Source organism: Haemophilus sp. Marseille-P9675, assembly GCF_916862695.1.
Lineage (GTDB): Bacteria > Pseudomonadota > Gammaproteobacteria > Enterobacterales > Pasteurellaceae > Haemophilus > Haemophilus haemolyticus_K.
In genome coordinates, this window is sequence record NZ_CAKASP010000001.1 from 552,958 (window position 1) to 569,799 (window position 16,842).

Below are 16,842 nucleotides of genomic sequence, written 5' to 3' on the forward strand. Positions count from 1 at the left end.
TAAAATACCATTATATATTTTTTTATATAGTTTATTTTTAAGAATTTATATAAATTTTGTTTTTCATCAAAATTAGTAATTGTGTTAGCGAAGTGAAATCTTTTAAAATCACGAGTAATAAATTTTACGCATAACTCCGAGCTTGTTGACCTACGTTTATATTCAAAATAGGGTCGCAATGCCAATAACGATGTTTGTTATTCAGGGATACGCTGGAAACGGTTTATCCTCTCCATATTAGAAAGGTGTCACATGCAATCAATTCCCATTAAAAACGTAGGGAACGTGGGATTAGTCGATGCGTTCCAGCGTGCCTATTATTATTTACGACTGTCAATAACTGATCAGTGTAACTTTCGTTGTAACTATTGTTTACCCAATGGTTATCAGCCTGAAGCAAACAAGCCAAGTTTTCTTACCTTAAGTGAGATTGTTCGTGTCGCAGAAGCATTTGCTGCTATGGGGACAGAAAAGATTCGTTTAACTGGTGGAGAACCCACTTTACGTAAAGATTTTATTACGATTGCTGAAAATGTAGCGAATGTAAGTGGCATTCGTCAGTTAGCTTTAACTACAAATGGCTATCGTATGGCAAAAGATGTAGATGCTTGGCAACGTGCGGGCATTACTTCCATTAATGTTAGTGTTGATAGTCTTGATCCTAAAATGTTTCATCAAATTACAGGAATTAATAAGTTTGATGAGGTGATGAGAGGAATTGAGCGAGCCTTTGAGATTGGTTATAAAAAAGTTAAAGTCAATTCAGTATTGATGAAAAATTTAAATGATCATGAATTCAATCAATTTTTAGCTTGGGTAAAGAATCGTCCAATCCAAATGCGCTTTATTGAGCTAATGCAAACGGGAGAAATGGATACTTTCTTTCATCATCACCATCTTTCTGGTGAAATTTTAGTCAAGAAATTATTAGAGCAAGGTTGGCAATTACAACAAAAAGCTATAACAGATGGTCCTGCAAAGGTATTTAAACATCCTGATTATATGGGTGAGATAGGATTGATCATGCCATATGAAAAGAATTTCTGTGCAAGTTGTAATCGTCTTCGTGTGTCAGCAAAAGGAAAATTACATCTTTGTTTATTTGGTGAAGAGGGGATTGAACTGCGCGATCTTTTACGTTCAGATGATCAGCAATCAATTTTACAGGCTCGGATTTTTTCTGCGCTTCAAGGTAAGCGTGAACACCATTACTTACACCAAGGCGACACTGGCATTCGTCAGCATTTAGCATCTATCGGTGGATAAATTTCTTAAAATTAACCTCACTTTTAAATTATGAAAACATTTACGCATATCAATAGCCAAGGTGAAGCCAATATGGTGGATGTTTCTGGCAAAATAGAAACCGTACGCGAAGCACGTGCAGAAGCTTTGGTGACAATGGCGCCTGAAACTTTAACTATGATTCTTAGTGGGCAGCATCATAAAGGTGATGTTTTTGCAACTGCGCGTATTGCAGGCATTCAAGCAGCTAAACGAACATGGGAATTAATTCCGCTTTGTCATCCTTTGCTACTTTCTAAAGTAGAGGTCAGTCTTGAACCTTTAGTGGAAAAACACCAAGTACGAATTGAGTCTTTATGTAAACTTTCGGGAAAAACTGGCGTAGAAATGGAAGCATTAACAGCGGTAAGTGTTGCTGCTTTAACTATTTATGACATGTGTAAGGCTGTTCAAAAAGATATGGTTATTGAATATGTACGTTTATTGGAAAAAAGTGGTGGAAAATCAGGTCACTTTGTTGCCCAACATAAATAGGGAAATAACATGCTAAAAGTATTATTTTTTGCTCAAACACGAGAATTAATTGGTGTAGATGAACTTTCTATTGAGGCAGAATTTACTACAGCTGATAAATTACGTGAACATTTAGCGCAAAAAGGTGATAAATGGGCATTAGCTTTAGAAAAAGAAAAACTGCTAGTTGCGATAAATCAAACCTTAATGCCTCTTGAAAGTGCGGTAAAATCAGGTGATGAAATTGCATTTTTTCCACCAGTAACAGGGGGATAAGATGAGTAATATTCATATTTCAGTACAGGAAGCTGAGTTTGATCAAAATGCAGTTTATCATTGGCTTTCTGAATCTCACTCTGTTGGTGCAACAGTAATTTTTGTTGGAAAAGTTCGTGATCTTAATTTAGGTGATGATGTTTCGAGTCTATACTTAGAACATTATCCTGCAATGACCGAAAAAGCACTACAAGAAATTATTTCTGAAGCTCAATCCCGTTGGAATATCCAACGAGTTAGTGTGATTCATCGAGTAGGATTATTGCATACGGGAGATGAAATTGTATTAGTAGGAATAAGCTCTTCTCACCGTGGCGATGCCTATCATGCAAATGAATTTATTATGGATTATCTAAAATCTAAGGCACCTTTTTGGAAAAAAGAACAAACCAACAAAGGGGATCGCTGGATAAAGGCGAGAGATTCAGATAAAGAAGCATTAAAGAAATGGTAATAAAAAAGCGGTGGATTTCACCGCTTTTTTTGTATTTTATAAGTTATTTTGTTGCTGCTTTCATCGCTTGAACAAATTCAGCTAATTCAGCTAAACATTGCTCGTGATTATCCAGATTCCGCTCAATGATTTTCACCGTTGCAGAACCTGAAATCGCACCCGCTGCCCCCAAAGTCAATGTTTCTTTAACTTGCTCTGGTTGAGCAATACCGAAGCCTTGTAAAATTGGCGGAGCATTATGTGCCTTAAGCTGTTCTACAAGGGTATCTAAATTTGCTGCATGAGCTTGATTTTCAGCACTCGTTACGCCTGCGCGTGAGACTAAATAGGTATATCCTTCGCTATTTTGTGCTACACCTTGGATCGTTTTCTCATCCGCATTTGGCGGGCAAATAAATACCGGTTGAATGCCGTGTTTTTTGGCTGCTTGTACATAATCTTCTTTTGCGAGTAACGGAATATCTGCCACAAGCACAGCATCAACACCGACTTCTGCACAACGTTGATAAAAAGTATCTAGTCCTTTGGCAAAAATTAAATTGGCACAAAGTAACAAGCTAATCGGAATCTCTGGATATTTTGACCGCACTTTTTCTAATAACTTAAAGCTATCTTCAGTACTATGGCCTGCAGTTAAAGCACGATTATTCGCAGCTTGGATCACGGGGCCATCGAGTAGTGGATCAGAAAAAGGGAAGCCAAGCTCTAAAGCATCTGCACCGTTATCCACAAGCGTACAAATAATGTCAAAAGAGCGGTCAAAAGTAGGGTCACATAAGGTGACGAAAGGAACAAATGCCCCTTCATTTTTTGCTTTAAGCGCAGCAAATTGAGTTTCAAAACGGCTCATTATTTCATTCCTTTTTCTGTCAAAATTTTATCTACGGTGAAAATATCTTTATCACCACGGCCAGATAGATTCACGACTAAAATTTGTTCTTTGTTAGGTTCTTGATGAATCATTTTTAATGCTTGAGCAAGGGCGTGTGAGCTTTCTAATGCAGGAATAATACCCTCATGTTTAGCTAACTCTTGGAAAGCATTCAATGCTTCATCATCGGTAATACTTGGATATTCTGCTCGTCCAATACTTTGTAAATAAGCATGTTGAGGACCAACAGAAGGGAAGTCTAACCCGGCTGAAACAGAGTAGGATTCCTCTACTTGACCATCTTCAGTTTGCATTAAAGGGGATTTCATCCCGAAATAAATACCCACTTTTGCATGACCTAATGGTGCGCCATGTTCACCGCTTTCAATGCCTTTACCCGCAGGTTCAACGCCAATCAAATGCACATTTGCTTCATCAATAAAATCAGTAAACATGCCAATTGCATTCGAACCACCGCCAACAGCAGCAATTACTGCATCAGGTAAACGACCTTCTCGTTCGAGAATTTGACGTTTCGTCTCAATTCCAATCATTTTTTGAAATTCTCTCACAATCGTTGGGAAGGGATGAGGGCCTGCCGCCGTTCCAAGTAAATAATGGGTGGTTTCATAGTTTGCTGACCAATCACGCATAGCTTCGCAACAAGCGTCTTTTAAAGAGCAAGAGCCTTTTTGTACAGGAATCACTTCCGCGCCCATTAAACGCATACGAAATACATTCGGCGATTGACGCTCAACATCTTTTGCGCCCATATAAATACGGCATGGCATATTTAACATAGCACAAGCTAGGGCAGTAGCAACACCATGTTGACCCGCACCTGTTTCGGCTATAATACGTGTTTTACCCATACGTTTAGCTAATAAAATTTGCCCTAATACTTGGTTAGTTTTATGGGCACCACCGTGTAATAAATCTTCACGTTTAAGATAGATTTTCGCTTTAGTACCTTTTGTTAGGTTACGACAAAGGGTGAGTGCGGTCGGTCTTCCCGCATAATTTTTGAGTAAATCTTGAAATTCACATTGGAATTCAGGATCGTCTTTCGCTTCTACAAATGCTTTCTCAAGCTGTTTAAGCACTGGCACGAGTATTTCTGGTACGTACATCCCCCCAAACTCGCCAAAATAGGGGTTTAAAAGAGTTTCTGACATTGTGTTTCCTTATTGTTTTAATTTGAATTTCTTGCCACATTAAGCGGTGCAAAAGTTTGAGCAGTTGGCATCACTTCAATGCGATTAATATTAACGTGTTCTGGTTGTTGATTGAGCCATAAAACCATATTTGCAATATCTTGTGGTGTAACGTATTGCACATTTTCATAAACTTTTTCTGCTCGTTTATCATCACCTTTAAAGCGCACATTAGAAAATTCTGTTCCACCACAAAGGCCTGGCTCTAAGTTTGTTACACGAATATTTTTACCCGCGAGATCGGCCCTTAGATTTAAACTAAATTGCTTCACAAAAGCTTTCGTACCACCATATACATTACCACCCGGGTAAGCATAATTGCCTGCTATTGAACCAATATTTATAATATGGCCCGTATTTCGTACAACCATTTGAGGCAAAACAAATCGAGTAATATTTACCAATCCTTTAATATTGGTATCAATCATTTGTTCCCAATCATCAAGATTCGCTTTATCGGCAGATTCTAAGCCAAGAGCCAATCCTGCGTTATTAACGAGTAAATCAATATTTTTCCATTGTGTAGGTAAAGATGTAATTGCTTCTTGAGTCGCTAGTCGATCAGATATATCGAAAGCAAGAGGAAGAAATTTTTCACCCAATTCAGCTTTTAGTGAAGTTAAACGTTCAGTACGACGGCCAGTACCAATTACAAAATATCCAGCTTGAATAAGCGCTCTACAAATTGCAGTACCAAATCCTGCAGTAGCACCAGTAATAAGGGCAATTTTAGACATCATTTTCTCCTTTCTTATGTAGAATATTTTTATACTACTACACTAGTACAAAAAAATATATAAATTTATGAAGAAAATGTAGGAATTTTATTTTCTATAAAAAAACTACACTAGAAGTATTTGAATCTATCTAGTGTAGTCATTTTATAAGTTTCAGATGAAATAAAATGAAGGCTTAAAGAGCGGTAATAATTTCATTAATTTTTGCTTTTGCTGATACTTGTGCTTTTTCAATGGCTTCAGCGCCTAGTCCGATGCCTTTTGCATAGACAAATTTTACATCGGTGATACCAATAAAGCCCAAAATAGCTTTCATATACTGGGTCACCAAATTTTCTTCATCATACAGCCCACCAAATGCACATAACACAATCGCTTTTTTACCTTTTAATAACCCTTCTGGCCCATTTGCCGTATATTGGAAAGTGACGCGTGGGCGTGCGATAAAATCAAAATAAGTCTTTAATTGTGTTGGGATACCAAGATTATACATTGGAGCACCAATAACCAGAGTCTCTGCATTTTTTAATTCGGAGACTAATTCATCGGAAAGTGCAAGAAGTTGTTTTTCTTCATTATTTTTAGGTTCACCGCGTACAGCCGTTGCTGCTGTGGCATCAAAATATGGAAGTGGTTGTTGGGCTAGATCGCGTACCACAATGTGATTACCTTGTAATTTTTCGATAACATAATCGGCTAATTGATTGGTCTGGGCGTTATTTCCTGAAATGCTAGATTTTAATACTAATACGTTGCTCATTTTTATTCCTTAACTGTGTATTTAAAAGTGCGGTTATTCTATCCTTTATTTTTAGGATATAAAGTCCCTAGCCAGAAAAACATTATTTCCTTTTTGTAAAATATGGGCATTTATTTAACAATGTCTTAAGAAAGTGATAGAATTTGCCACTCATTTTTTGCCTAATTTCGCTCGTTCAATGGTAGGAATGAAGCCAAGTAGGGCAAAAGTGCGGTTAATTTTTATAGAATTTTAAACGAACACGTCACCTTTCGTATGGGTGACCACTGTATAAGGAAAAAACAATGCCAATTATTACTTTACCTGACGGTTCCCAACGTCAATTCGATCATCCTGTTTCTGTTCTTGAAGTCGCACAAGATATTGGTGCAGGTCTTGCTAAAGCTACTATCGCAGGCCGTGTAAATGGTGAGCGTCGTGATGCATGCGATATTATCGACCAAGATGCAACGCTTGAAATCATTACCGCTAAAGATGAAGATGGTTTAGAAATTATTCGCCATTCATGTGCACACTTGTTTGGTCATGCCATTAAACAATTATTCCCAGATGTAAAAATGGCAATCGGTCCAACTATTGAAAACGGTTTCTACTATGACATTGATTTAGACCGTTCTTTAACGCAAGAAGATTTAGATGCAATCGAAAAACGTATGTTGGAATTGGCAAAAACCAATTATGACGTCGTGAAAAAACGTGTTACTTGGCAAGAAGCGCGTGATACCTTTGAAAAACGCGGCGAGCCATACAAAATGGCAATTTTAGATGAAAACATTGAACGTACTGCAACGCCTGCGTTATATCATCATTTAGAATATATTGATATGTGCCGTGGCCCACACGTGCCAAATATGCGTTTCTGTCAGCATTTCAAATTACAAAAAGTTGCAGGTGCGTACTGGCGTGGTGACAGTAAAAATAAAATGTTACAACGTATCTATGGTACAGCTTGGGCGGATAAAAAACAACTTGCTGAATACTTAACACGCTTAGAAGAAGCAGCAAAACGCGATCACCGTAAAATTGGTAAAGCATTAGATTTATATCATATGCAAGAAGAAGCGCCGGGTATGGTGTTCTGGCACAATGATGGCTGGACAATTTTCCGTGAGCTTGAAACGTTTGTGCGTACTAAATTAAAACAATACGATTACCAAGAAGTGAAAGGTCCGTTTATGATGGATCGCGTATTGTGGGAAAAAACAGGTCACTGGCAAAATTACGCAGATTTAATGTTTACCACTCAATCTGAAAACCGTGAATATGCAATTAAACCGATGAACTGTCCAGGACACGTTCAAATTTTTAATCAAGGTTTAAAATCTTACCGTGATTTACCAATCCGTATGGCGGAATTTGGTTCTTGCCATCGTAATGAACCATCAGGTTCTTTACACGGTTTAATGCGTGTTCGTGGCTTTACCCAAGATGATGCGCATATTTTCTGTACTGAAGATCAAATTGAGAGCGAAGTAACTAGCTGTATCAAAATGGTGTACGACATTTATAGCACTTTTGGTTTCACTAATATCGCAGTAAAACTTTCTACTCGCCCTGAAAATCGTATCGGTTCAGATGAAATGTGGGATCGTGCAGAAGCAGGTCTTGCTGCAGCGTTAGCGCATAACGGTCTTGAATATGAAATTCAAGAAGGTGAAGGTGCATTCTATGGTCCGAAAATTGAATTTGCATTACGTGATAGCATTGGCCGTGAATGGCAATGTGGTACCGTGCAATTAGACTTCGCATTACCTGGTCGTTTAGATGCAACTTATGTGGCAGAAGATAATAGCCGTAAAACCCCTGTCATGATTCACCGTGCAATTTTAGGTTCTATTGAGCGCTTTATTGGTATCATTACCGAAGAATATGCAGGTTTCTTCCCTGCATGGTTAGCGCCAACCCAAGCAGTTGTAATGAATATCACCGATAGCCAAGCCGACTACGTACAAAAAGTCGCAAAACAGCTTTCTGATGTAGGTTTACGTGTGAAAACTGATTTACGTAACGAAAAAGTGGGTTTCAAAATTCGTGAACATACTTTACGTCGCGTGCCTTATATGCTTGTTTGTGGTGATAAAGAAATCTCAGAAGGCAAAGTGGCCGTACGTACCCGTAAAGGTGCTGATTTAGGTACATTTACAGTGGAAGAATTTGCGGAAATCTTGAAAAATCAAGTAAGAAATCGTGAATTAAAATTACTTAATGAAGAATAAAAAACTTTGAAAAAAGAGACCGCACTTTAGTGCGGTTTTTTCATCTCATATAGGGAATAAATATGAAGATTACTTTTCTTAAAACATTAACGTCAGAGCTAAATTTAGTTCAATATAATGATATCCCTGTTCTTCACTTAAAACATGCTGTTGGAACGGCAAAAATTTCCTTGCAAGGCGCACAGCTTATCAGTTGGAAACCGCAAAATGCGAAGCAAGATGTATTATGGTTAAGTGAAGTAGAACCATTCGAAAATGGCAATGCTATTCGTGGTGGTGTCCCGATTTGTTATCCTTGGTTTGGTGGTGTAAAACAACCTGCACACGGCACAGCTCGTATTCGCTTATGGCAGTTGAGTCATTACGATATTTCAGCGCATAAAGTGCGGTTAGAATTTGAGTTGTTTTCTGATTTAAATCTTATCGAAGCTAAAATTGTAATGGTGTTCACAGACAAATGTCATTTAACCTTTACACATTATGGCGAAGAACCTGCACAAGCAGCATTGCATACCTATTTCAATATTGGGGATATTAATCAAGTGGAAGTACAAGGTTTACCTGAAACTTGTTTTAATAGCTTAAACCAACAACAAGAAAATGTTCCGTCACCGCGTCACATTTCTGAACATGTTGATTGCATTTATTCCGCAGAAAACATGCGGAATCAAATTCTAGATAAAAGTTTTAATCGCACAATTGCACTGTATCATCATAATGCAAGCCAATTTGTCCTTTGGAATCCTTGGCACAAAAAAATGAGTGGAATGAGTGAAATTGGCTATCAAACAATGTTGTGCTTAGAAACTGCACGCATTCATCATTTGCTTGAATTTGGCGAAAGTTTAAGCGTAGAAATTTCGCTTAAAGGCTAAATTTTGTTGCATAAGTGGTGTGAATACTATAGAATTCGCGGGATTTTGCTCGTTCCTTACGGGCAACAAATTTGAAATCTTTTATTTTTAGCGAAAAGATTTTTACGATTAACCAATAGAAGGAATACGATTATTAAAACCGTAAAAAAAGCGCCGGCAGTAAATCGCCCAAACCGTATCAATGAAGAGATTCGTGTAAAAGAAGTTCGTTTAATTGACCAAGATGGTGAACAAGCAGGGATTGTTTCTATTCAACAAGCCCTAGAAATGGCAGAGCAAGTAGAGCTTGATCTTGTTGAAATTAGCCCAAATGCAGAGCCGCCGGTTTGTCGCATTATGAACTACGGTAAATTCCTTTACGAGAAAAGTAAAACCGCTAAAGAACAAAAGAAAAAACAAAAAGTTGTGCAAGTTAAGGAAATTAAATTCCGTCCAGGCACAGACGAAGGTGACTATCAAGTTAAATTACGTAGCTTAATCCGTTTCTTAGAAGAAGGTGACAAAGCGAAAATTACCGTGCGTTTCCGCGGTCGTGAAATGGCTCACCAAGACATCGGTTTTGATGTGTTGGAGCGCGTAAAAAATGATTTAGCTGAAATTTCTGTTGTTGAATCTGCACCAGGTAAATTAGAAGGCCGTCAGGCTGTAATGGTGTTAGCACCTAAGAAAAAATAAGAATTTTGCTGAGATTTCTCAGCAAATCTTTTTGTTTAAGTTTGACTTAAATGAAAAGACAACTGCATGTTGGGCACACTACGCAGCCTAACTGCTTTTGAAAAGGCAATTTAATTTGCCTTATGATGGAAATGATCAGTGCTTCCAAGTAACTTTTTAAGTTCGCCTGATTATGTTGTTTTAAACGAAAAATGCGGAGTTATTTTAACAATGCCTAAAATCAAAACAGTACGCGGCGCAGCGAAGCGCTTCAAAAAAACTGCTTCTGGTGGTTTCAAGCGTAAACAATCTCACTTACGTCATATTTTGACTAAAAAAACAACTAAACGTAAACGTCATTTACGTCATAAATCAATGGTTGCGAAAGCAGACCAAGTTTTAGTAGTAGCTTGCTTACCATACGCATAAGCCGTTATTTAAGCAAAACGTACGATTAGTTCATTTTAGAAAAATATTACATAGGAGATTAAATAATGGCTCGTGTAAAACGTGGTGTTATTGCAAGAGCACGCCATAAGAAAGTTCTTAAGGCTGCTAAAGGTTATTATGGTGCACGTTCACGCGTGTATCGCGTTGCTTTCCAAGCGGTGATCAAAGCTGGTCAATACGCATATCGTGACCGTCGTCAACGTAAACGTCAATTCCGTCAATTATGGATTGCACGTATCAACGCTGCAGCGCGTCAAAATGGTTTATCTTACAGCAAATTTATCAACGGCTTGAAAAAAGCATCTGTTGAAATCGACCGTAAGATTCTTGCTGATATCGCTGTATTCGACAAAGTAGCGTTCGCTGCATTAGTTGAAAAAGCAAAATCTGCACTTTAATTTTTAAAGTTTAGATAAAGAAGAATTAGGACGCTGAAAAGCGTCCTTTTTTGCATTTGTGACTTTAAATTTTGTAAAATAATGCCATTAGTTCTCATCTATTAAAATCTATGGCCGAAACAATCCCACTTAATCCTATCACGTTGCCTTTAAATCAAATTAGCTTAATCGAAGCGTCCGCTGGTACGGGGAAAACCTACACTATCGGTTCTTTATATCTCCGACTTTTATTAAAGGCTGGAGAAAATAACTTTTCTCGTCCGTTAAATGTGGAAGAAATTCTGGTGGTAACCTTTACGGAAATGGCAACAGAAGAACTCAAGAAAAAAATTCGTGAGCGTATAACAGATGCGATTGATAAACTCACAGCCTTTGCAGAAACCAAAGATAAATCCGCATTTAAAAATGATGAATTTCTTACCGCACTTTATCATGATTTAGATATTTTTGAGGCAATTCATCGCTTGAAATTAGCCGAGCAAAATATGGATTTGGCGGCGATTTATACCATTCATGGCTTTTGTCGCCGTATGTTGATGCAATATGCTTTCCATTCTGGCATTCACTTCAATTTAGAATTAATAAAAGATCAATCTGATTTGTTAGTTCGTTTTGCTAATGAATTTTGGCGAGAACATTTTTATCCATTGCCTTTTGAAATGGCTGATTTTATTGCGAATGAACTAGGTTCACCAGATTACGTGTTATCCCTATTAGAATCTGATTTAGGCAAAAATTTAATTGTTGATTTGGAGAACCAACAGGCATTATCTATTTCTATCACAGAATTTTTACACCAATATCTTGGTGAGTATTTTAAAGATATCAAGGCACTAAAACGCTTTTGGTTAGAAAGTGCGGGTAAAATTTCTGAATTAATCACAGAAGAATTGAATAAAGATTATGCAAAAGGCGAGCCTAAATTCTTAAGCCGTCGAAGTTATAATACATCACGTTTAGCGAAATGGATTGATCAAGTAAACGCCTGGGCAAATGATCCCCGTGATTATGTACTGAATGAAACCTTGATGTCGTATTTCACTCAATCAGCTTTAGATGAAAAAGGTGAGGAGGGCGCATCTCCCTTTATTGCCCCGATTTTTACTGAATTAGAAGAGCGTGCAAATGCTTTAATGTCTCCAGATTTACTTCGTCGAGTTATTCTTTATCATTATCGACAAGCTCTACAACAAAAACTTTTAGACTATAAACTTAATCACCAAGAAAAATCCTTTGATGATTTATTGCGTTTGCTTTGCGAAGCCTTGCAAGGTGCGCAAGGGGATGAATTAGCGGAAATGATTCGTTTCCAATATCCTTTCGCGATGATTGATGAATTTCAGGATACGGATTCACAACAATACGCTATTTTTTCAAAAATTTATCGTGATAATCCCGAAAAAAATACTGGTTTTATTATGATTGGTGATCCGAAGCAGGCGATTTATCGTTTCCGTGGCGCAGATATTTTTACTTATCTAAAAGCATCGGATGAAGCCCAATCTCGCTTTGAACTCACTAAAAATTATCGTTCAGAGAAGAATCTGGTTGATGGCGTCAATGCGTTGTTTGATTTTCCTCAATCGCCATTTATTTATCAAAATATTAACTTTACTGCTGTTGATTCTCGTGATGATCATCTGCGATTTTATTTAAACGGTAAAGCCGAACCAGCTTATCGTTTTTATCTAACCGAAAGTGACAAAGTGAATAAAACTGAAATGGCAAAAATATGTGCTATTTCTATTCAACATTGGCTGAAAAGTGCGGCAGAAAATCAGGCAGTTTTTCAAAATGAAGATACTTGTAAAACATTGCAAGCGGCAAATATTGCTGTACTTGTAAAAAATCGTTATGAAGCCGAGGATGTTATTCAAGAGCTACAAAAACTTGGTATTGCCTCAGTTTATCTTTCAGATCAAAGTAGTGTTTTTGATAGCCATGTAGCAGTGGAATTACTCAGAATTTTAAAAGCTTGCTTAAATGTTGCTGAACGTCCAATTTTGAATGCTATTGCGACCGCACTTTTCGGCTTAAATGCGGCGGATATTCATCAAATTCAGCAAAATGAGGCAGACTGGCAACGTTGGGCAGATAGCTTTGCTCAATACCAACAAACTTGGCAACGCCAAGGAATATTGGCAATGTTACATCAAATTTTATTGGAGCAAGGCATTTCAGAGCGATTATTAAGCCAAGCCACGGGCGAGCGAGATTTAACGGATTTCCTACATTTGGCAGAAATTTTACAACAAGCTGCCACGCTACACGAAACTGAAGCGGCATTGCTCAGTTGGTTTGAAAAGCAAATTCAAGGCGAAGGTCGTCAAGAGGCTCAAATTCGTTTAGAAAGCGAACGCCAGTTGGTAAAAATCGTGAGTATCCATAAATCCAAAGGCTTAGAATACGATTTAGTTTGGCTACCATTTTTAGCTGTACCAAGCAAAATTCCAACGGCTGGTGACATGAATGTTTATTATTCTAAAGAACGAGATGAAACCTTATGGGATATGGAAAATCGTAATTTAAACGCACTTTATGAAGAAACTTTTGCAGAAGAGTTACGTTTACTTTATGTAGCTTTAACGCGTGCCAAATATCAAATGGCATTCGCTTTGCCTACGCAATTTGATAAAAAATGGAATGCCTTACATTATGTATTAAGCCAAGGTGAAATAGGTAAGGAAATAGCCTTATCAGCGCCTAAAGATACAGAAACATTGTTGCAAACCTTCAAAGAAAAAATGCAAGATAATGTGGAAATCTGCACTAGGCCAAATCTAGAGGCTTTTCCGGCTTTATCTATCAATACAAAAAATGATGAGCTTAAAGCCGCAGAATTTACGGGCAATATTGAGCAAGATTGGCGAATAACCAGTTTTACTTCAATTGAACAAGCACATCGCCGCCAGCATTATTTCACTGAAAGTGCGGGTAAAAAACACACTGTTTTTGATGATGCAAAAGATTACGATAGCCAAAATGCTATTGAAATTTCCACCGCACTTTTAAATGAAAATGAATCAAGCATTTTAGATTTACCACGAGGTAAACAAGTCGGGACGGCATTGCATCGCCATTTTGAAAATTGCTATTTTTCTGATTTAGCAAATACAGAAGAAATTGACAAATTAAGACAATCCTTACAGTTAGATGAAACCTTTACAGAACCGCTACAAAATTGGCTACAACAGATTTCACATACACCACTTTCTAATGAAATAGGAATAGCATTAGCTGATTTGGCAAATAAAGATTGCATTAAAGAAATGCCATTTTATCTGGCTATTCGGGAACATTTTGATGTTGAAGCGTTTAATCACGCGTTGAAAGCCCATCATCATTTGCCAAGTGAGCCACTTCAATTTGAACAAATTCAGGGTATAGTGAGAGGTTCAATTGACTTAGTTTTCCGCCATAATGGGAAATATTATCTTGTTGATTATAAATCTAATTTCTTAGGTTCAACTCTTGCTGATTACAATCAAGAGGCATTGAAAAAAGAAATGTTACACAGTCACTATGATTGGCAATATTTAATTTATACGCTGGCATTACATCGTTATTTGCAAAGCGTTGTGCCTCATTACGATTATGCACGAGATTTCGGCGGGGTATTTTATCTTTTTTTACGAGGAATGAATGGGGAGCCACAATCTGGCGTATTTTACGATCGTCCAAGCGTTGAATTAATCACAGAATTAGACGGGGTGTTTTAATGTTATCTGTATTATACAAACTTAAAGAGCAGGGCATTCTTTCTCAAGGTGATTATTATTTTGCTAAGTTGATAGCTGATAAACAATGTCATACGGATTATGCGGAACCAGTCAAAAATTTAGCCATATTATTAGCCGCACTTTGTAGCTGGCGTTATACGCAGGGAAATACTTGCAACCAATTAGATCGCTATTTAGAACATAATTTATTTGGCTTGGCTTATCGCACAACGGAAGAAGATTATTTAGCTGAAATTCATGAAAAGATTGATTATTTACCAGTGGAAGATTGGCAACGTGCGTTGTGTGGGCATATGGCATTTACGCAAGATCCCGTCAATCAAATTGCGCCAATGGCATTTCAATTTGACGCGTTGTATTTCTATCGCGCTTGGCAAGATGAATACCGTATCGCGCAATATATAAAAAATACTTTAAAAAAACACCGCACTTTAGCCTTTTCTTATGATGAAATTCGCCAAAAACTAAATAAATATTTCCCTGAAAAACAGGAAAAAATAGATTGGCAAAAAGTGGCGGTGGCAACAGCGATTAAAAGTCCATTTTCGATTATTACAGGTGGCCCAGGAACAGGTAAAACCACGACAGTTACGCGTTTATTGCTCGTTCTACAAGAATTATTTGATTGTAAACTACATATCAAATTAGTTGCGCCGACTGGTAAGGCAGCCTCTCGTTTGGAAGAGTCGATTAAAAATGCGTTAGGTTTTATGCAAGAAAAAATGAATTTATCCGATTCACTTTTCAATGCGATTCCGCAAAAAGCCAGTACTTTGCATAGTTTACTGGGCGTGAATGCCTTTAATGATTACACGCGCTATAACAGTCATAATCCCTTGCAGTTAGATGTACTAGTTGTTGATGAAACATCAATGATTGATTTGCCGATGATGGCAAAACTTATCAATGCATTAAAGCCCGAAACCCGATTAATTTTATTAGGCGATCAGGCACAATTAGCCTCTGTTGAGGCAGGGGCGGTATTGGGGGAATTGGCACAATTTGTTAATCAACCTTATAGTCATGAACAAGCTTCATATTTACAATCAACAACAGGCTATAAAGTCGAAGGTTCTGATAGTTCAAATCCAATACGTGATTGCTTATGTCATCTAACAGAAAGTCGCCGTTTTGATAAAGATTCAGGTGTTGGCAAGTTGGCTGAATTCATTCAAAAAGGCAAAGCAGACGATAGCCTTGGGGTATTTGAACATTATCCGCAAGAATTGCACTTTAATGCCTTAAATGATGAACGCGATGCAGTTAATCAAGTAGTGAAAAGTGCGGTGGAAAATTACCACACTTTCTTAAAAATGTTGGACGATTTACGTAAACAAAAAATTGATCCTAATGCCAAAAATGAACAAGGCATTTCCTATGCCGAGGCTATTCAAGCACAATTTAATTCTGTGAGATTTTTAACCGCACTTCGTAATAGCGATTTAGGTGTTGAAAATCTCAATAAAGAAATCGCATTAGCGTTGCGAGAGGAAAAATTGCTTTGGTTCCGTAATGAACAAGATTGGTATATCGGCAAGCCAATTATGATTACTGAAAACGATCATAATGTTCGCCTTTATAACGGCGATATTGGACTGTGCTTGGCGAATGGTAAAGTATGGTTTGGCAATAGAGAAGTGCTGACAAGCCGAATTCCAGCACATGAACCCGCTTTTATGATGACGATTCATAAATCTCAAGGTTCTGAATTTGAACATACCGTCATGGTGCTTCCAACAGAAGTGAATCCAGTATTGTCGCGAGAATTAGTTTTCACAGGCGTGACTCGTGCGAAAAAAGAACTCGCTGTATTTGCCGATGAAAAAATATGGAAAACAGCAATTCGCCAGACAGTGAGACGCCAAAGTGGATTGGGTAAATTATTGGAAGAGTTAAGTAGTCAAAAGGCGGAATAAATCCGCCTTTAAATTTATAAATCCATCACTTATTCATCAACAATATCAGTAAATTCTGCACCTAATACTTTTGCTAAATCTTGTGGCGCAATTTCTACGCTTAGCCCACGTTTTCCGCCTGAAACATAAATCGTTTCAAACTCAAGTGCGGTTGAATTTATCACGGTTTTCACGCGTTTCTTTTGACCCAGCGGGCTAATTCCTCCTACAAGATAGCCCGTACTTTTTTGTGCCGCATCTTTATCTGCCATTTCCACTTTTTTCACACCGATAGATTTTGCAGCTTTCTTTAAATTCAGCATATTAGCCGTTGCAAGCACAAAACAAGCAAGTTTTTTCTGATCGCCATTTTCCGCTACAAGTAAGGTTTTAAAAGAGCGGTTAGGATCAATGCCTAATTTTTCTGCGGCTTCATCACCAAAATGTTGATTGTTTGGATCATGATCATAAGTATGCAAGATAAAAGGAATTTTTTGTTTTTTAAGTAAATCAATTGCTGGTGTCATTATTTCGTTCCTGGTTT

Annotated in this window: 16 protein-coding genes and 1 riboswitch; of the genes, 11 read left to right on the forward strand and 5 right to left on the reverse strand. The window is 37.6% G+C overall.

Translation table 11 applies throughout. The features are described 5' to 3' along the window. Positions 1 to 122 precede the first annotated feature (122 nt). Positions 123 to 264, forward strand: a riboswitch (molybdenum cofactor riboswitch). The 4 genes from moaA to moaE all read left to right on the forward strand — a co-directional run bounded on the left by moaA (position 253) and on the right by moaE (position 2,488). Further along, the gene (gene moaA / locus LIX50_RS02725) at positions 253 to 1,266 is read left to right on the forward strand and encodes a GTP 3',8-cyclase MoaA (RefSeq protein ID WP_048953211.1); all 1,014 of its coding nucleotides are present in this window, start codon (positions 253 to 255) and stop codon (positions 1,264 to 1,266) included. It overlaps the preceding riboswitch by 12 nt. A 30-nt stretch (positions 1,267 to 1,296) precedes the next feature. Next, positions 1,297 to 1,779 carry a cyclic pyranopterin monophosphate synthase MoaC gene (gene moaC, locus LIX50_RS02730; RefSeq protein WP_048953210.1) on the forward strand — a complete coding sequence of 161 codons (483 nt, stop codon included), beginning with the start codon at positions 1,297 to 1,299 and terminating at the stop codon, positions 1,777 to 1,779. A gap of 9 nt (positions 1,780 to 1,788) precedes the next feature. Beyond that, positions 1,789 to 2,034: a molybdopterin synthase sulfur carrier subunit gene (gene moaD / locus LIX50_RS02735; protein WP_048953209.1), complete on the forward strand. Its 246-nt coding sequence runs from the start codon at positions 1,789 to 1,791 to the stop codon at positions 2,032 to 2,034. Between the two features lies 1 nt (position 2,035). Then, the gene (gene moaE, locus LIX50_RS02740) at positions 2,036 to 2,488 is read left to right on the forward strand and encodes a molybdopterin synthase catalytic subunit MoaE (RefSeq protein ID WP_048953208.1); all 453 of its coding nucleotides are present in this window, start codon (positions 2,036 to 2,038) and stop codon (positions 2,486 to 2,488) included. A gap of 43 nt (positions 2,489 to 2,531) precedes the next feature. On the opposite strand, the gene trpA is transcribed toward moaE, so the two are convergent. From trpA to LIX50_RS02760, 4 genes are all read right to left on the reverse strand, one after another. Further along, positions 2,532 to 3,338, reverse strand: a complete 807-nt coding sequence (gene trpA / locus LIX50_RS02745; RefSeq protein WP_048953207.1) for a tryptophan synthase subunit alpha — start codon at positions 3,336 to 3,338, stop codon at positions 2,532 to 2,534. Continuing rightward, positions 3,338 to 4,534 (reverse strand): tryptophan synthase subunit beta, encoded by a 1,197-nt coding sequence (gene trpB, locus LIX50_RS02750; RefSeq protein WP_048953206.1) that lies wholly within the window; start codon positions 4,532 to 4,534, stop codon positions 3,338 to 3,340. Before trpB ends, trpA begins: the two co-directional genes overlap by 1 nt. Before the next feature lie 17 nt (positions 4,535 to 4,551). Then, positions 4,552 to 5,310, reverse strand: a complete 759-nt coding sequence (locus LIX50_RS02755) for an SDR family oxidoreductase (protein WP_080351544.1) — start codon at positions 5,308 to 5,310, stop codon at positions 4,552 to 4,554. 175 nt (positions 5,311 to 5,485) lie between these two features. Beyond that, the gene (locus LIX50_RS02760) at positions 5,486 to 6,070 is read right to left on the reverse strand and encodes an FMN-dependent NADH-azoreductase (RefSeq protein ID WP_048953204.1); all 585 of its coding nucleotides are present in this window, start codon (positions 6,068 to 6,070) and stop codon (positions 5,486 to 5,488) included. 284 nt (positions 6,071 to 6,354) lie between these two features. Here LIX50_RS02760 and thrS point away from each other — a divergent pair, with 284 nt between their 5' ends. The 7 genes from thrS (at position 6,355) to recD (ending at position 16,319) form a co-directional block, all read left to right on the forward strand. Further along, complete coding sequence (gene thrS / locus LIX50_RS02765; protein WP_048953203.1) at positions 6,355 to 8,286, forward strand: threonine--tRNA ligase; 1,932 nt, start codon at positions 6,355 to 6,357, stop codon at positions 8,284 to 8,286. Between the two features lie 62 nt (positions 8,287 to 8,348). Continuing rightward, positions 8,349 to 9,161: a D-hexose-6-phosphate mutarotase gene (locus LIX50_RS02770; RefSeq protein ID WP_048953202.1), complete on the forward strand. Its 813-nt coding sequence runs from the start codon at positions 8,349 to 8,351 to the stop codon at positions 9,159 to 9,161. Positions 9,162 to 9,293: 132 nt separating this feature from the next. Continuing rightward, a complete protein-coding gene (gene infC / locus LIX50_RS02775) occupies positions 9,294 to 9,836 on the forward strand; it encodes a translation initiation factor IF-3 (protein ID WP_080351543.1) in 543 nt (180 codons plus the stop codon). Positions 9,837 to 10,046: 210 nt separating this feature from the next. Then, the gene (rpmI, locus tag LIX50_RS02780; protein ID WP_005596065.1) at positions 10,047 to 10,244 is read left to right on the forward strand and encodes a 50S ribosomal protein L35; all 198 of its coding nucleotides are present in this window, start codon (positions 10,047 to 10,049) and stop codon (positions 10,242 to 10,244) included. 65 nt (positions 10,245 to 10,309) lie between these two features. Then, a complete protein-coding gene (gene rplT, locus LIX50_RS02785; RefSeq protein WP_005596075.1) occupies positions 10,310 to 10,663 on the forward strand; it encodes a 50S ribosomal protein L20 in 354 nt (117 codons plus the stop codon). Between the two features lie 110 nt (positions 10,664 to 10,773). Beyond that, positions 10,774 to 14,382: an exodeoxyribonuclease V subunit beta gene (gene recB / locus LIX50_RS02790; RefSeq protein WP_048953200.1), complete on the forward strand. Its 3,609-nt coding sequence runs from the start codon at positions 10,774 to 10,776 to the stop codon at positions 14,380 to 14,382. Further along, the gene (gene recD / locus LIX50_RS02795) at positions 14,382 to 16,319 is read left to right on the forward strand and encodes an exodeoxyribonuclease V subunit alpha (RefSeq protein WP_048953199.1); all 1,938 of its coding nucleotides are present in this window, start codon (positions 14,382 to 14,384) and stop codon (positions 16,317 to 16,319) included. The genes recB and recD overlap by 1 nt, the downstream gene beginning before the upstream one ends. A 29-nt stretch (positions 16,320 to 16,348) precedes the next feature. On the opposite strand, the gene ybaK is transcribed toward recD, so the two are convergent. Continuing rightward, complete coding sequence (gene ybaK, locus LIX50_RS02800; protein ID WP_005631703.1) at positions 16,349 to 16,825, reverse strand: Cys-tRNA(Pro) deacylase; 477 nt, start codon at positions 16,823 to 16,825, stop codon at positions 16,349 to 16,351. Between the last annotated feature and the right edge of the window lie 17 nt (positions 16,826 to 16,842).

Bases quoted from the DNA above. Each gene is read 5' to 3' on its own strand.
- moaA (WP_048953211.1), top strand. From the start codon at position 253: ATGCAATCAATTCCCATTAAAAACGTAGGGAACGTGGGATTAGTCGAT.
- moaC (WP_048953210.1), top strand. From the start codon at position 1,297: ATGAAAACATTTACGCATATCAATAGCCAAGGTGAAGCCAATATGGTG.
- moaD (WP_048953209.1), top strand. From the start codon at position 1,789: ATGCTAAAAGTATTATTTTTTGCTCAAACACGAGAATTAATTGGTGTA.
- moaE (WP_048953208.1), top strand. From the start codon at position 2,036: ATGAGTAATATTCATATTTCAGTACAGGAAGCTGAGTTTGATCAAAAT.
- trpA (WP_048953207.1), bottom strand. From the start codon at position 3,338: ATGAGCCGTTTTGAAACTCAATTTGCTGCGCTTAAAGCAAAAAATGAA.
- trpB (WP_048953206.1), bottom strand. From the start codon at position 4,534: ATGTCAGAAACTCTTTTAAACCCCTATTTTGGCGAGTTTGGGGGGATG.
- LIX50_RS02755 (WP_080351544.1), bottom strand. From the start codon at position 5,310: ATGTCTAAAATTGCCCTTATTACTGGTGCTACTGCAGGATTTGGTACT.
- LIX50_RS02760 (WP_048953204.1), bottom strand. From the start codon at position 6,070: ATGAGCAACGTATTAGTATTAAAATCTAGCATTTCAGGAAATAACGCC.
- thrS (WP_048953203.1), top strand. From the start codon at position 6,355: ATGCCAATTATTACTTTACCTGACGGTTCCCAACGTCAATTCGATCAT.
- LIX50_RS02770 (WP_048953202.1), top strand. From the start codon at position 8,349: ATGAAGATTACTTTTCTTAAAACATTAACGTCAGAGCTAAATTTAGTT.
- rpmI (WP_005596065.1), top strand. From the start codon at position 10,047: ATGCCTAAAATCAAAACAGTACGCGGCGCAGCGAAGCGCTTCAAAAAA.
- rplT (WP_005596075.1), top strand. From the start codon at position 10,310: ATGGCTCGTGTAAAACGTGGTGTTATTGCAAGAGCACGCCATAAGAAA.
- recB (WP_048953200.1), top strand. From the start codon at position 10,774: ATGGCCGAAACAATCCCACTTAATCCTATCACGTTGCCTTTAAATCAA.
- recD (WP_048953199.1), top strand. From the start codon at position 14,382: ATGTTATCTGTATTATACAAACTTAAAGAGCAGGGCATTCTTTCTCAA.
- ybaK (WP_005631703.1), bottom strand. From the start codon at position 16,825: ATGACACCAGCAATTGATTTACTTAAAAAACAAAAAATTCCTTTTATC.